The sequence below is a fragment of the Desulforamulus ruminis DSM 2154 genome (genome assembly GCF_000215085.1).
In the GTDB taxonomy this organism is placed as follows: domain Bacteria; phylum Bacillota; class Desulfotomaculia; order Desulfotomaculales; family Desulfotomaculaceae; genus Desulfotomaculum; species Desulfotomaculum ruminis.
Genome location: NC_015589.1, coordinates 1825521 through 1840429, shown reverse-complemented (window position 1 = coordinate 1840429; position 14909 = coordinate 1825521). Strand labels below are relative to the sequence as shown.

Below are 14909 nucleotides of genomic sequence, written 5' to 3'. Positions count from 1 at the left end.
ATCGCTTCGTTTTCCTGTTTTATCTAAACTCTATAATTTAAATTGTTTATAAGATGTTGCTAGGAGGAAAGAATGTTAGTTGAGGAACCGATCATTAAAAAGGTTTTAAGAGGCGAAAGGAACTGTTATTTTAATCAATTAATAGAAATGTATCAACCCAAGGTTTTTTCTATCGCTTACAGAATGATGGGCAACCTGCATGATGCTCAGGATATTTGCCAGGAAGTCTTTATAAAGGCCTATTTGAATATCACAAAACTCAGACAAACTTCTTCCTTTCAATCCTGGCTGATCCATATCACCAAAAACTGTTGTTATGACGAATTGAGGAGCAGGAGAAGAAAAATAACGGAGATTTCTTTGGAAAGAACCATTGAGAATGGCTATTTTACCAATACCTTGACCGGTAATCTGCCTTCTCCGGAAGAAGTTGCCATTAATAAAGAATTAAAATCTACCATCTGTACCTGTATTAACACATTGTCCAAAAAACACAGCAAGGTAATTGTCCTCCGGGAGCTGCGAGGTCATTCCTACGAAGAAATATCGCAAATTATGGGATGTTCCGTAGGCACTGTTAAATCCAGACTGAGCAATGCCAGGAACATAATCAGGGGAAAATTGCGGCTTTTAGACTGCAAATACTAGATTTCACTACAGCCGGGACCAAGGTCCCGGCTGTAGTGTTCCCATACATCAAGTTGCCGGGAGATGGCAAAATATGTTACGATGATCTATATATTGATTGGAGGTCTTGTTGTGCCCCTTACAAAGCTAACCGGTTCCATCTATGTTTTTCAGGGACCGACAAATTTAGGTCTGATCCTCTCTTCATCCGGTGATGCGGTGGTCATTGATACCGGAATTGATGAATCGGTAGCCAGAAAATTATTAAGAGAAGCTGAGGCAGAAAATTTAAAAATAAAGGCCATTGTGAATACTCATTCCCACGCGGATCACATCGGGGGAAATTCTTTTCTACAGTCGCGTACCGGAGCAGACATCTATACCTCCCCCCTGGAAGCGCCCTTTGTTCAAAATCCCCTGCTAGAGCCCGCTATGCTGGCCGGCGGCGCTTATCCCTGGAAAGAAATCCAAAACAAGTTCCTCATGGCCAAGCCCAGCCGGGTCACCGGCGAAATAACTGCGGGAGCCCGGCAGATAGCGGGCGTGGATGTCGAGGTCTTTGATTTGCCCGGCCATAGTTTGGGACAGATCGGTCTGCTGGCAGACGGGGTCCTTTTTACCGGGGACGCCTATCTCAGCAGCTCTCTGCTGCAAAAACACGGCATTCCCTATAACGTGTATATTTCCGAATATCTGAATACCTTACAAAAACTAGGGGAGATCCATTGCAACTGGTACGTTCCCTCCCACGGTCAGCCGGCCCGGCACATCTATGAAGACCTGGCTCAGAACAGAGCTGCCGTTCAACAGCATCTGGAGTTAATCAACAACTGGCTTAAGGAACCTCTTTCGGCGGAAGATCTCCTGGCCAAATTATGTTCCCATTTGGAAATCGACACCTCAAATCCGGGCCTCTTCTTTTTATACCGGACCACAGTCATGGCTTACTTAACCTATTTATATGAACAGGGGCAAATCAAAACTTCGCTGCAGGAGAACCGGTTGCTGTGGCATCAATAAAAAAAGCCTTATCTTTCATCCCCGTCTTTTCTTTTCAGCCCGTCCATGTTAACATAGGCTAAACGCGAACTGGGGGTGATCTATTATGGAACAGAGAAGTCTTTCAAAAACCCTCCGAACCACCGGATTGTTATTTATTGTGGTTAGCTTTTTTGTTGAACGTAGTATTGAATTTTGTCTACTGGGCATTGCCTTTTTCGTGCTGGGAACCATACAGTTAAAAAGACCTCGTTAACGGGATAAAATCATGTATAAACAAGGAGGATCAGAATGGGCGGCGGACCAAATTTAACTTTCCATAAATGTGATAAACCCCCTTGCTGTTACCTTGAGTTCAATTTCGGTACCCGAGGCAGCGCATGCTTAAGATACGGCTGTACCCCGGCCTGTGTAGCTTGTTCCTTTTCCCGGGTTCGCAACGCGCCGGCCTGTTATGAGAGCCTGCCCGGCTTCCCGGAAGATTGCATTTCTCCCCATTACGTTCCGGAGTGCAAAAATTTTTGTAAATATGCTCAAGCCAATTAACTGATAAAAGTATTTCAAAGAATATAAGAGAGTGGGACAAAGCTCCTTTTTAATAAACCGGTAGATAACAATGGTCTAATAAGCAACAGAACACGGATTTAACGGATTATACGGATTTGCGCGGATTTTAATATACTAAATCCGTGTGAATCCGTGTTCTATTCTTTTATTTGTGCAAGGAAGGGGCTGTGCATTAGAACCTTTATGGATCTGTTTGCATCAGCCCCTTGGATTATTTAAAAAGCATTTTTAATATGCCGGACAGTTTTTATTTCTCCCCGGGCAGCGAGCTGAACGGCCAGAACATCAAACCGGCAGGGTTTATTGCGCCATTCCGGATGAAGCAGTAAATAATATTCGGCCAGCATTCTTAATCTTTTTTGCTTGCCCAAAAGGACGCTCTCCTCCGGCAGCCCATGGCTGGAACCGGAACGGGTGCGAACCTCCACAAAAACCAGGACGCCCTGATCATCCGTGGCCACCATATCTAATTCCCCCATGCGGCAGCGGTAATTTCTTTCGATGATCTTCCACCCCAGTTGACGCAAAAAGCCGGCCGCTACTTCCTCTCCCCTGTTTCCTAAAGCCTTACGGGTATCATCCATCGGTAAACCCTCTCCAGTTTTTTAACTAATTTTCTCTGGAAAACTCCTTTCCCCTGCCGCTTTTTAATTTTTTGGTGCATTCTTGAAAGGATTTATATTTACGGCTCTCAAAAAAATCTCCCGCGGTGTCACCGGGGGAGATTTTCGCTGCTGCTGCAACTCAAAGCCATTGCTTTATTTCATAAAGAAGGATTGGGCTGCAATATTGGCGATCTCAGCCAAGGGTCCCGGATAAATCCCCAGGACAATGGTTGCCACCATGGTAATCAACAGGGTTATCTTCGCTGCGCTTCCCATCTCCAAAGGAGACAGGTCCACAGGGTCGTCCCGGAACATCACCAGCACTACCCGCAGGTAGTAATATACGGATACCATGCTCATGATTAGACCAAGGTAGGCCAGCCACATATAACCTTGGATGATGGTCGTAAAAAGATAAAACTTCCCTACAAAGCCTGCCAGGGGCGGAATTCCCGCCATGGACAGCAGACAAATCAGCATCACCGTTGCCGCCAGAGGCGCCCGTTGAACCAGTCCGGCATAATCGGCAATCTCATCACTTTTTATTTTATTATAGACCAGCGACACCACGGTAAAGGCTCCGATGGTAGCAAAAACATACAGGAAGGCATAAAACAAAACCCCTTTAATTCCTGCTTCGCTGGCGGTAACCAACCCCACCAGTATATAACCGGCCTGGGCAATGCTGGAGTAAGCCAGCATTCTTTTAATATTGGTCTGGGGTATAGCCACCAGATTACCCAGCACCATACTCAAAGCCGCCAACACCGCCACCAGCATGGCCCAGTGAGGATGCAAAGCAGGCAAACCGTCCACAAACAACCGCAGGAGCACCGCAAAGGACGCTGCTTTGGAACCTACGGCCAGAAAAGAGGTCACCGGCGTGGGCGCGCTCTCGTATACATCCGGACTCCACATGTGAAAGGGAACCGCCGAAACTTTGAACCCCAGGCCGGCCACCAGCATCACCAGGCCGATCACCAACAGGGGTGAAAAGTAGCCAAAGTCCAAACTTGCCGCCACCTGACGGATGATAATGGTGCCCGTTGCCCCGTAAATCAGACTCAAGCCGTACAATAATACGGCCGTGGACAATCCGGCCAGCAAAATATATTTCAGGCCGCCTTCCAGAGATTTGCCGTCCCAGGTCCGCAGGGCCACCAAAATAATGAAGGAAATGGTCATCAGTTCCAAACCCATATACAGGGTAATAAAATCTCCCGCCGAAGCCATAACCATCATGCCCAGGGTGGCAAAGATCACCGTGGGGTAGTACTCAAAGTGACTGTCCACCTGCTCGTCGATATAGCGGATGGAACCCAAAATAACCAGGATGGCGGACACCAAAAACAATATTTTAAAAAACTGGGCGTAGGCATCCACTAGATACATGCCCTGCAGGAGTACGCCCCGGGTATCCCAGGAAAGCACCGTAATCCCCAGGACCACCAGCAGTCCTGCCGCGGCAAAACTGCCCAGACCTTTGCGGGAACCGCCGGGAACCAGCAAACCCAGCAGAAAGGTGGCCAAGCCAAGAATAAAGGTTGCCAATTCAGGAGTTAAGAGAGTAAAATCCACTTGCATGATTACCGCCCCCCCATCTGCAGGGTTTCACTGATATGCACCAGAATAGGCTCCACCCCGCTGTTTACCATATCAAAGAGCAGCGAGGGCAAGATCCCGCCAATGACCAGAACCCCTCCCAGGACCACCAAAGGAACCAGCTCCGCACCCTTTAAATCCTTTATGCCGCTGAATTCCGGCCGGGCGGGTCCGAACAACGTATTGGCGCCGGCCCTAAGCACGTAAAGGGCGGTAATAATGATCCCGGCGATGGCCAGCACAGCCAGCCAGCCAAACACCTTAAAGGATTCCACAAAAATGGTAAATTCCGGGACAAAACTAATTAAACCGGGCAGTCCCAGAGAAGCCAGGGCCGCCATCATAAAGCCCACGGAAAGCCGGGGAGCATAGTGTGACAAGCCTCCCATATCCGGAATCCAACGGGTATGCGTCTTTTCGTAGATGAAGCCGATCATGGAGAAGAACAAGGCGGCCATGACGCCGTGGGCAAACATGTTGGCCACGGCGCCGTTTACGCCGATGACCCCCAGGGAGGCCACTCCCAGCAGCACGTAACCCATATGGGAAACCGAAGAATACCCCACAACATACTTCAAGTCCTTTTGGGCCAGGGCTCCAAAGGCCGCATAAGCCACCCCGGCCACTCCGAGCACGGCAATCCAGGGCGCCCAGAACTTGGCGCCCAGAGGCATCACAAAGATGGCCAGGCGGATTAAACCGTAGCCGCCAATCTTCTTTAGCACCCCGGCGTGAATCATGGAAACCGCCGTGGGCGCTCCGGCATAACCATCCGGGGACCAGGAGTGAAAGGGCCACATGGATAACAGGGAGCCAAAGCCCAACAGCATCAAGCCAAACATATAGATCTGGAATTCCTCCGGAAAGGCCACCCGGGCTAAACCCTCAAAGCTCATATCCGGCCTTCCGGTAATGGTCACGGATTGAACAAAGGTGGCGATCACTCCCACCAGCAGGAAGGCGGACCCGATTAAAAGATAAATGGTCAGCTTCATACCGGCATATTCCTTGGTCACCCGTTTAGAGCTTCCCCAGATCACCACCATAATGTAAATGGGGATTACCACTACTTCATAAAACAACAGGAAGATAAACAAATCCTGGGCTAGAAAAGTTCCCATCACTCCGGCGATCAGCACCAGCAGCAGGATCATCAGTTCCTTCCCCCGATGCGTCACATTCCAGGAGGCGAACACCGCCGCAAAACCAATGAGATTGGTCAGCAGCAGCATGGGCAGACTCAAACCGTCCACCGCCATATAATAGGTTACACCCAGGTCTTCAATCCAGGGAATGGGTCTCCCAAAATCAACCCACTGCAATCCCCCCACAGCCTGGTCGTAACCAAAGTAAACATAGAGGCTTAAGGCCAGGGAAACACCGGTGCCCAGGGCCGCCACCCATTTGCACAGTTTATCTTCGTTTTTGGGAATAAACACAATCAACAGGGCCGCCAGCAGCGGAGACAGCAAGGTAATGGTTAATACGGGAATATTCATCGGTTAACACCTCCCGTAATCCCGGCAGAAGTCGGCGGGCCAAAGGCCAGCACCACCGTAATCACCAGAATGGCCAGGAAGAATACCAGGGCATAGGTCTGCAGTCTGCCGGTTTGCAGGTAGCGCAGGCCCTTCCCGGAAATCCTGGCGGTGCCGGCCAGGCCGTTGACCAGGCCATCCACCACATAGATGTCAAAGTAATACAGCAGCTTGGCGCTTCCATCCACAAAGGTACGATTGATCCAGAGGTAAAGTTCGTCGATGTAATATTTGTGATAAAGTAATTGGTACACTGTTTGGTAGCGTTCGGACAGATTCCGGACCATCCGTTTTTCTTCATCCTTATAGTAGAGGAAGTAGGCCAGACCGATGCCCAGCAGCGCCAGGACCACCGACAGGATCATCAGGCCGACGGCCGGTTCCCCGTGGTGAACCGGTCCAAAGTGAATCCACTTGCTCCAGAAGTTGGCCCAGGGCGTACCCATTAAGCCGCCTACCGCAGCCAGAATTGCCAGCACAACCAAGGGCAGGGTCATATTGACCGGAGATTCGTGAGGATGGTTCTCGGGCTTTTCCCGGCCAAAAAAGGCCAGGAAGATCATCCGCCACATATAAAAGGCGGTCAAAAAGGCCGTAAAAGCCGCCATGGCAAACAGGATATAGGCAAAGCCATGGCCATGCCGGGCATATTCCAGGGTCACCGTTAATATTTCATCCTTGGACCAGAATCCCGCAAAGGGCGGAATACCGGCAATGGCCAGCCCGCCGATGACAAAGGTCCAGCCGGTAATGGGCATTTTTTTGATCAGGCCGCCCATTTTCCACACATCGGCCTTATCGTGCAGGGCATGCAGCACCGAACCGGCTCCCAAAAACATCAGGGCTTTGAAGAAGGCGTGGGTCCAGAGGTGAAACATCCCGGCGGAAAGGCTGCCGACCCCCAGGGCCAGCATCATATAGCCCAGTTGAGACACCGTAGAATAGGCCAGGATTCTTTTAATCTCCCGCTGGGTTAAGGCAATGGTGGCGGCAAAGAGCGCCGTGAAGGCTCCGGTGAAGGCCACCACTTCCATGGCTCCGGGAACCTCCATATAGAGAAAGAGGGTTCTGCCCACCAGATAGACACCGGCCACCACCATGGTGGCCGCATGAATTAAAGCGGAAACCGGGGTGGGACCTTCCATGGCATCCGGCAGCCAGACATGCAGAGGAAACTGGCCGGACTTGCCGATGGGTCCGATAAACACCAGAATGGCAATTACCGTAAGCAGCCCCAGGGAAACGCCAAATTGTTCAAACAGGGGTACCCGCTCGGCCAGAGTTACCAGATCCAGGGTACCAAACTTAATTTGCAGGAACAACAAGCCCAGCAGCATCCCGAAGTCCCCGATGCGGGTGGTTATAAAAGCCTTTTTGGCTGCCTCCCGGGCGGATATTTTAAAGGTATAAAATCCGATTAACAAATAGGAGCACAATCCCACCAGTTCCCACATAACAAACATTTGCAGCAGGTTGCTGGAAATCACCAGTCCCAGCATGGATGCGGCAAAGAGGGACAGATAGGAAAAGAACACCGAATATTGCGGGTCCCCCTCCATATAGCCGGTGGAATAAATTTGAATCAAGGACGCCACCAGGGTTACCATAAACAGCATCATGGCCGATGTGGGATCAATCATCACGCCCACGTTCACGGAGAATCCTTCCATGCCGAACCAGCGCAGGGAATAAACCAGGGGTTTTTCAATAAAATCCGGGTTGGTGTAGACTCCCAGGGCAATGGATGCTGCCAAAACAAAGGATGACAACATGGCGGCAATGGAAATAAGAGAGCTGAGTTTGGGCCAGGGCCTTGTCAGGAAAACAATGCAGACAAAAGCCAGGGCCGGCAGCAGGGGCACTAACCAGGCGTGACGCAATGCAAAATCAACCACTTCTATCACCTACCTTCCAACCGTTGTCCTACCATTTCAACCAGTCAAAATCGTCCAGATCCACCGAGCCCCGGCAGCGGTGAATGGCGATGACAATGGCCAGGGCTAAGCCCACTTCCGCAGCGGCAACGGTAATCACAAAGATAGCAAAAATCTGTCCGATAAAAGCATCCGGGGTTAAAAACTTGTTAAACGCCACCAGATTGATGTTGACCGCACTCAGCATCAACTCAAGGGACACCAGCACCCCGATGGCATTCTTCCTGGACAGGGCGCCGTACAAACCAATGGCGAAAAGTGCCCCGCTGAGAACAATAAAATGAGCCGGATTAAGACCTGTTCCCATTCACCTTTACCCCCTTCACCAACACCAGCGCCCCGGTCAGGGCCACGGTCAGTAGAATTGCCGCCACTTCAAAGGGTATTACAAAATCCGCCAGCAGGATGGGCGCCAGAGCCTGCACGGTGTTCTGGGGAACTTCCTTCCCGCTGTATACCCACTGGGCCTTGGCGGCGAACAGGCCGATGAGGATAAACAATCCCCCCACCACGGGCGCCGCTAATTTAAACCGGTAATTCACCGGGTTGGAGTTTTTCATATCCGGCCTTTGCACCAGCATCACGCCAAAGACCAGCATAATGCAGACCGCTCCGGCATACACCAGCACCTGCACCGCCGCCACAAAGTCCGCGTTCAGCATTAAAAAGATCCCGGCAACGCCAATAAAGGTAACAATGAGCCAAAGGACACTGTGCACCAGATTTTTTAAAGTGACCACCAGCAGGGCGGATCCTAAAATCAAACCGCCCAACAGGACAAAGGCAATTTGACTATACAGGTTTTCCATCTTCCCGTTCCTCCTCCCCACCGGCTTTGGCTGCCTCTGCCGCCTTTTCTTCCTTCGCCCGGGCCTCGGCCTCCGCTTTGTCTGCCGCTGCCTGCTGCACTTCCAGGATCTTTTTCTCCACCTGTTCCGGTTTTACAAACTTGATATGAATATCATCCCGGTTGTATTGGGTTAATTCAAAGTCTTTGGTAAATTTAATGGCATCCTTAGGGCAGGTTTCCTCACACAACCCGCAGAACAGGCAGTATTGCTGATCAAAGTTATATTCTTTCACTACTTTTTTCTTTTCCACCGTTACGGTTTCCAGGGATATCACTTTATTGGGGCAGGCGTTTACGCACTGGTTGCAGGCAATGCATTTGTCGTAATCAAACTCCGGCCTCCCGATAAAACGATCCGGAATGGGGCATCTTTGCTCGGGATATTGTACCGTCACTTTGGGTTTAAAAAACCAGCCCAGGGTAATTCGCAAACCTTTGAGCAGACCCTGACCAAACATCTTGCATCACCACCCCATCATATCGTAGAAATATTTTCCGATGCCGGTTAAGAAGATATTGGCCAAGGACAAGGGCACCAGCACCTTCCAGCCAAATTCCATCAGTTGATCCACCCGGATCCGGGGATAAGTCCAGCGGAACCACATTAATAAAAAGATCATAAAATAGACTTTAACCAAGAACCAGATCCAACTGGGGATCACCGTCAGTCCGAAGGGCGCGTGCCAGCCGCCCAGGAACAGGGTGACGGCCATCACCGACACCAGCACCACATTGGCGTATTCGGCCAGGAAAAACATGGCGAAACCCATGCCGCTGTATTCCGTGAAGGGGCCGCTGATAATTTCCGACTCCCCTTCCACCAGGTCAAAGGGGGTCCGGTTGGTCTCTGCCACTGCGGCAATGAGGTAAATAATAAAGGCCAGGGGCTGCAGAAAAATAAACCAGACATGTTCCTGGGCCCGGATAATTCCGCTCATGTTCAGGGTGCCGGTAAGAATAATTACCCCTAGGATGGAAAGAATCAGAGGCATCTCGTAGCTGACCATCTGAGCCACCACCCGCATGCCCCCGATCAGGGAGTACTTGTTATTGGAAGCCCAGCCGGACATCCAGATGATGACGGTGGATAAGGAGGCCATGGCCAGAAAATAATAAACGCCAATGTTTAAATCCAGGGCCACCATGCCCTCTCCAAAGGGCGCCACCGCAAACACTGCCAAAGGAGGCATAAAAATTAAGATCGGTCCCAAAAGGAATAATTTCTTATCCGCATCTTTGGGAATAATAAATTCTTTACTAATCAGCTTACCGATATCCGCCGTGGTCTGCAGCAGCCCCATGGGGCCGACCCGGTTCGGACCGATGCGGCACTGCATATAGGCGCTGACCTTCCGCTCCATATAGACCAGCCACAGCGCGCTGATTAAGATGTACACCAAAATGGCGCCCAATTTCAAGAACAATAAAACAAAATCGGCTGCTGCAACCGATAGGCCAGCGGACTCCAGCAGGGATCTGATTCCGCCGGCGGTATGAATGAAAAGATTTTCCACCTTGCCTCACTCCCAACTATGTTAACAGTCCACTTCCCCCAACACAATGTCGATGCTGCCCAGGATGGCAATGACATCGGCGATTTTCCAACCCCGCAGCATTTCATCCAGATAACCCAGGTTAATAAAAGAAGGACGCCGGAAATGAACCCGGTAGGGTTTGTTGCTGCCGTCGCTCACGATATAGGTCCCAAAAATGCCTTTAGAACTCTCAATTTCTGCGTAGGTCTCCCCCGCCGGGGGTTTAATCAGTTTGGAAACCTTGGCCATCACCGGTCCTTCAGGCAGGTTATCCAAGGCCTGGCGAATGATGTTTGCCGACTGCTGCATTTCCAGAATCCGCACATAGTAGCGGTCAAAACAATCCCCCACCGTGCCCAGGGGAACCTCAAAATCAAACCGGTCGTAAACACTGTAAGGCCTTGCCTTGCGCAGGTCGTAATTGACCCCGGAGGCCCGCAGCAAAGGACCGGACAAACTCATCTGCAGCGCTTTTTCCGGGGGCAGGATGGCCACATTTTTGGTTCTGGCCTGAAAGATTTCGTTGCCGGTAATCAAACCATTGTATTCATGAATGGCTTTGGGCAGGTAATCAATAAACTTGCGGCATCTTTCCACAAACCCGTCCGGCAGGTCCGCCGCCACACCGCCAATGCGGAAATAACTCACGGTCAGGCGGGCTCCGCAGATCATTTCAAATAAATCCATGATTTCTTCCCGGTCCCGGAAGGTATAAATAAAACCGGTCAAACCTCCAATATCCGCCGCATAGGCGCCGGTGGCAACCATGTGGCTGGCGATACGGGACAGTTCACCCACAATCACCCGGATATATTCCGCCCGTTCCGGTACTTCAAGATTCATCCGTTTTTCTACGGCGTGCACATAACCCCAGTTCATCAGCATGCTGGCCAGATAATCCAGACGATCGGTGTAAGGAATTACCTGAGTATAGGTCCGGGCCTCAGCCAGCTTTTCAATACCCCGGTGCAGATAGCCGGGCACCGGCACGGCTTTGACCACGGTTTCGCCGTCCAAAGATAAAACAATGCGAAAAACCCCATGGGTGCTGGGATGCTGAGGTCCCAGATTTAGTAAAAATTCTTCGGTTTTAATGGACATGTTTTATCACCTCTCATCTCAGCCGGAGTTTAATCCCTGCCACCCTCCCACTGGTAGTCCTTGCGCAGGGGGTGTCCTTCCCAGTCATCCGGCAGGAGAATCCTGCGCAGGTCCGGGTGCCCGGTAAAAGTAACGCCCAACAGGTCGTACACTTCCCTTTCCTGCCAGGCGGCGCCACCCCAAAGAGGCACCGTGGAGGGAACCGAAGGCTGATTTCGCTCAACCTTGGTTTTTACTTGAATCATCTCCGGGGAACCGGCCACACTTAAATGATAAATCACTTCAAAATAGTCCGGATAATCCACTGCCGTTAAATTGGTTAAAAAGTTATACCCCGATTCCCGCAAGCTTTTCATTAAGTCCGGCAATTGCTGAACAGGAATGAGAATAACCCCATCATCGGTGGTTTCCACTTCCGGAAACCTAGCTTTTAATTCCTCCGGAACAACCGCCATTACCCCTTCACCACCCCGCCATTGATAATCTTTTCTTTCAGTTTCATGAAGGCATGAATCACCGCATCCGGACGCGGCGGGCAGCCGGGCAGGTAAACATCCACCGGAATCAACTGATCCACCCCCGGAACCACGCTGTAGGAATCCACAAAGGGACCTCCGGAGATGGCGCAACTGCCCATGGCAATGACATACTTTGGTTCCGCCATTTGTTCATATAACCGCACCACAAAGGGGGCCGCCTTCTTAGTTACCGTTCCGCAGACCAGCATGACGTCCGCCTGCCGCGGGGAGGCCCGCATCACCTCATAGCCAAACCGGGATAGGTCAAACCGGGCCATGTTCGCCGCCATTAACCCTTCAATGGCACAGCAAGCCAAACCAAAGCCCATGGGCCATAGGGAGTTGGCCCGGGCCAGGTTAAGCAGCTTTTCCAGGGGACCTACGGAAACCATTCGGGTCACCTCGCCGATCACGGCGGGTTCAGCGCCCAGTCTTCTTAAACGACGGGCGGTTTCCTCCAGCATCTCATCCTTGACCGGAGCGTCCTGCCCGTTCTCAATGCCTTTTATCTCCATTCCAGTGCACCTTCCTTCCAGGCATACCATAGCCCCAGGATTAAAATGAAAATAAACAGGAACATTTTAATCAGGCCCGCCAGTCCTAAATGTTCAAAGCTTACCGCCCAGGGATAAAGGTAAATCACTTCCACATCAAAAATGACAAATAACAAGGCATAAGTAAAATATTGCGTTTTAAAGCGAACCCAGGTGGGTCCTTCGGTAGGCAATCCGCATTCATAGGTTTCCTGCTTGAAATTATTCTTGCTTCTGGGGTGAATCAAAAAACTGGTGATTAGCCCCCCGGCACCAAAAACAATTCCCACCACAATGAATAAAGCAACTCCTACCCAATCTGACATGCCGGCATCTCCTTTCTAATCCTTCGTTAAAACCATAAACCCCTTTAATATCTATTGCCCATGGTCCCGGAGGACCGATTTACAAACAAATTCACTGCCGAAATTATATCTCTTGAGTATTACAAAAGTATGACTTGGAACTTAAGATGCAATTAATTTGCCAGTTTTTTAAAAAACTCTGTTTTAATTAAGAATGTTGGAATATTAGGGCCGGATCCTTTCTTTTAAAAAACAGTCCTTTTTTATTGTGCCCCGGAAATGTTCCAAATCAACACAGATACCGTTCCAAAAACAAACATTTCATAAGCAAACCAAAATTTATATGGATAGATATAATTTCCTGAAATGCCATAAATTTTGTCACCTTACATTTTAGCAACTTAGCCGCCGATTGTAAGTCGTTTTCCTCACATTGACGCTGTGACTTTAATCACATCCATTTCCATTCTTCCATTAACATTGCGGCACTCATGCAACAAAAAAAGACCGGTGGCAATCCGGTCTTGGCAAAACCTTTACTTAAAAAAAATTTGTTGCTGTTCCTTGGCCCTGGCCAGTATCTTGCGGATAAAGCTGCTCCGGTGCAAGGGCGTTGGCCCTAGTTTTACCAAGGCCTCCATATGAGCCCGGGTGCTATATCCCTTGTGGCTGGCAATACCATAGTGGGGGTATTGCTGATCCCATTCCAGGCAGAGGTTGTCTCTGAATACCTTGGCCACAATGGAAGCTGCCGCAATGCCGTGACAAAGGGCATCCCCGTGAATAATTGCCTGTTGGGGAATTTCCAGATCAATGGTCTCCGCGTCAATTAATAAATAATCCGGTTTAACCGGTTGACCGTCCTTGTTTTGTAAGTTTAAAACCGCCTTTTTCATGGCCAGCCGGCTGGCCTGGCGTATATTGATCTGATCAATCTGCCGGTTGTCCACTTCACCAATGCCCAAGGCAACACACTGTTCCCGAATGCTTTGCTGCAATGCTTCTCTTTTGTTGGGAGTTAGTTTTTTTGAATCATCCACCCCTTCGATGAATAAATCCACAGGCAAAATCACTGCCGCGGCAACCACACTTCCCAAAAGCGGTCCCCTGCCAACTTCATCACAAAAGGCAATCCATTGACTACCCTGTGCCCACAACTTTTGTTCATACTCCAAAGAAACCACCGGACACCAACCTCTTTAAACTTTTTTGCAAAAAAATACTCCCCTGGAAACAATTCAATTCCAGGGGAGAAAAATCCTTCTATAAATATAGAACAATGTAGAATGAAGGTTTAATTTAAACTCTCATCGGGGTAAGTCCAGGGTGTACCGGCCCAGTGTACCCTCCCGAAATTCTTTAAGAATTAAATGGGCTGCTTTTAATTCATCCACCGCTCCACCGGAAACCAGCATCCCTCTGCGGGCGCCGATGTCCGAAAGCAGGCCTACCCTATCGGGATTGAGGTCCGTCAGTCTATATCTTTCCTTAATTTTTTCAGGGTTGGTTTCCACCAGCCACTGCAGTAATTTTAAGGCTACTTCATAAACATCAAAAACCTGTTCCTTAACCGCTCCGGTTACCGCTAATTTAAAGCCCACCTGCGGGTCTTCAAATTTAGGCCATAAAATCCCCGGGGTATCCAGCAGTTCCAGTGATCCTTCCAGGCGAATCCACTGCTGTCCCTTGGTCACTCCCGGCAGGTCTCCGGTCTTGGTTGCCCTGCGGCCCACCAGACGGTTAATAAAGGAAGACTTGCCCACATTGGGAATGCCCAGCACCATACAGCGGGCAGCCCGGGCACGGCGGCCTTTGGCAGCTAATTTGGCCATCTGCTCGGCTACCAGCAGATTGGCAGCCTTGGGCACTTCTTTAAGTCCTTCTCCCTTCAAGGTATCCACAGCAATCACTTTTACCTGATCCCGTTCCAGCTTCTTCTGCCAGGCTTTGGTCAGACCCGGATCCGCCAGGTCGCTTTTATTTAATATGATGACGCGGGGTTTATTCCCCAGGATCTGACCGATCATGGGATTCTCGCTGCTAAGGGGTATCCGGGCGTCCAGCAGTTCTACAGCCACATCCACCAGTTTTAAGGCCTCCTGCACCTGTCGTCTGGCTTTGGCCATATGCCCGGGAAACCATTGAATTTGAATATCCACCAGGGTCCCTCCAATATAAGACAAAAGCTTCCGTAA

17 protein-coding genes are annotated in these 14909 nt (G+C 50.1%); 3 read left to right on the top strand and 14 right to left on the bottom strand.

The genetic code is table 11. The features are described from left to right. The first annotated feature begins 72 nt into the window (after window positions 1-72). From DESRU_RS09275 to DESRU_RS20830, 3 genes are all read left to right on the top strand, one after another. Complete coding sequence (locus tag DESRU_RS09275; protein ID WP_013841850.1) at window positions 73-648, top strand: RNA polymerase sigma factor; 576 nt, start codon at window positions 73-75, stop codon at window positions 646-648. Window positions 649-759: 111 nt separating this feature from the next. Continuing rightward, complete coding sequence (locus DESRU_RS09270) at window positions 760-1647, top strand: MBL fold metallo-hydrolase (RefSeq protein WP_013841849.1); 888 nt, start codon at window positions 760-762, stop codon at window positions 1645-1647. 85 nt (window positions 1648-1732) lie between these two features. Next, window positions 1733-1882: a hypothetical protein gene (locus DESRU_RS20830; RefSeq protein ID WP_013841848.1), complete on the top strand. Its 150-nt coding sequence runs from the start codon at window positions 1733-1735 to the stop codon at window positions 1880-1882. Window positions 1883-2408: 526 nt separating this feature from the next. Here the strand turns inward: DESRU_RS20830 and DESRU_RS09260 are convergent. The 14 genes from DESRU_RS09260 to ylqF all read right to left on the bottom strand — a co-directional run bounded on the left by DESRU_RS09260 (window position 2409) and on the right by ylqF (window position 14873). Then, the gene (locus tag DESRU_RS09260; protein ID WP_013841846.1) at window positions 2409-2777 is read right to left on the bottom strand and encodes a YraN family protein; all 369 of its coding nucleotides are present in this window, start codon (window positions 2775-2777) and stop codon (window positions 2409-2411) included. A gap of 174 nt (window positions 2778-2951) precedes the next feature. Then, the gene (locus DESRU_RS09255) at window positions 2952-4382 is read right to left on the bottom strand and encodes an NADH-quinone oxidoreductase subunit N (protein WP_013841845.1); all 1431 of its coding nucleotides are present in this window, start codon (window positions 4380-4382) and stop codon (window positions 2952-2954) included. A gap of 2 nt (window positions 4383-4384) precedes the next feature. Then, window positions 4385-5899 carry a complex I subunit 4 family protein gene (locus tag DESRU_RS09250; protein WP_013841844.1) on the bottom strand — a complete coding sequence of 505 codons (1515 nt, stop codon included), beginning with the start codon at window positions 5897-5899 and terminating at the stop codon, window positions 4385-4387. Next, the gene (gene nuoL, locus DESRU_RS09245; protein WP_041275362.1) at window positions 5896-7833 is read right to left on the bottom strand and encodes an NADH-quinone oxidoreductase subunit L; all 1938 of its coding nucleotides are present in this window, start codon (window positions 7831-7833) and stop codon (window positions 5896-5898) included. Before nuoL ends, DESRU_RS09250 begins: the two co-directional genes overlap by 4 nt. A 28-nt stretch (window positions 7834-7861) precedes the next feature. Beyond that, entirely contained in the window at window positions 7862-8179 is a 318-nt protein-coding gene (nuoK, locus tag DESRU_RS09240) for an NADH-quinone oxidoreductase subunit NuoK (protein ID WP_013841842.1), read from the bottom strand. Further along, window positions 8163-8681 (bottom strand): NADH-quinone oxidoreductase subunit J family protein, encoded by a 519-nt coding sequence (locus tag DESRU_RS09235; RefSeq protein WP_013841841.1) that lies wholly within the window; start codon window positions 8679-8681, stop codon window positions 8163-8165. The genes nuoK and DESRU_RS09235 overlap by 17 nt, the downstream gene beginning before the upstream one ends. Continuing rightward, window positions 8665-9180 (bottom strand): NADH-quinone oxidoreductase subunit I, encoded by a 516-nt coding sequence (locus tag DESRU_RS09230; RefSeq protein WP_013841840.1) that lies wholly within the window; start codon window positions 9178-9180, stop codon window positions 8665-8667. Before DESRU_RS09230 ends, DESRU_RS09235 begins: the two co-directional genes overlap by 17 nt. A gap of 6 nt (window positions 9181-9186) precedes the next feature. Beyond that, window positions 9187-10236: an NADH-quinone oxidoreductase subunit NuoH gene (gene nuoH / locus DESRU_RS09225; protein WP_013841839.1), complete on the bottom strand. Its 1050-nt coding sequence runs from the start codon at window positions 10234-10236 to the stop codon at window positions 9187-9189. A 21-nt stretch (window positions 10237-10257) separates the two neighbouring features. After that, window positions 10258-11358, bottom strand: a complete 1101-nt coding sequence (locus DESRU_RS09220; protein ID WP_013841838.1) for an NADH-quinone oxidoreductase subunit D — start codon at window positions 11356-11358, stop codon at window positions 10258-10260. Between the two features lie 29 nt (window positions 11359-11387). Further along, a complete protein-coding gene (locus tag DESRU_RS09215) occupies window positions 11388-11813 on the bottom strand; it encodes an NADH-quinone oxidoreductase subunit C (protein ID WP_013841837.1) in 426 nt (141 codons plus the stop codon). After that, window positions 11813-12391: an NADH-quinone oxidoreductase subunit B gene (locus DESRU_RS09210; protein WP_013841836.1), complete on the bottom strand. Its 579-nt coding sequence runs from the start codon at window positions 12389-12391 to the stop codon at window positions 11813-11815. Before DESRU_RS09210 ends, DESRU_RS09215 begins: the two co-directional genes overlap by 1 nt. Next, on the bottom strand, window positions 12382-12735 hold the full coding sequence (locus DESRU_RS09205) for an NADH-quinone oxidoreductase subunit A (protein ID WP_013841835.1): 354 nt from the start codon (window positions 12733-12735) through the stop codon (window positions 12382-12384). The genes DESRU_RS09210 and DESRU_RS09205 overlap by 10 nt, the downstream gene beginning before the upstream one ends. A gap of 515 nt (window positions 12736-13250) precedes the next feature. Continuing rightward, window positions 13251-13898: a ribonuclease HII gene (locus tag DESRU_RS09200; protein WP_013841834.1), complete on the bottom strand. Its 648-nt coding sequence runs from the start codon at window positions 13896-13898 to the stop codon at window positions 13251-13253. 123 nt (window positions 13899-14021) lie between these two features. Beyond that, window positions 14022-14873, bottom strand: coding sequence for a ribosome biogenesis GTPase YlqF (gene ylqF, locus DESRU_RS09195; RefSeq protein WP_013841833.1), 852 nt, complete (start codon window positions 14871-14873; stop codon window positions 14022-14024). Between the last annotated feature and the right edge of the window lie 36 nt (window positions 14874-14909).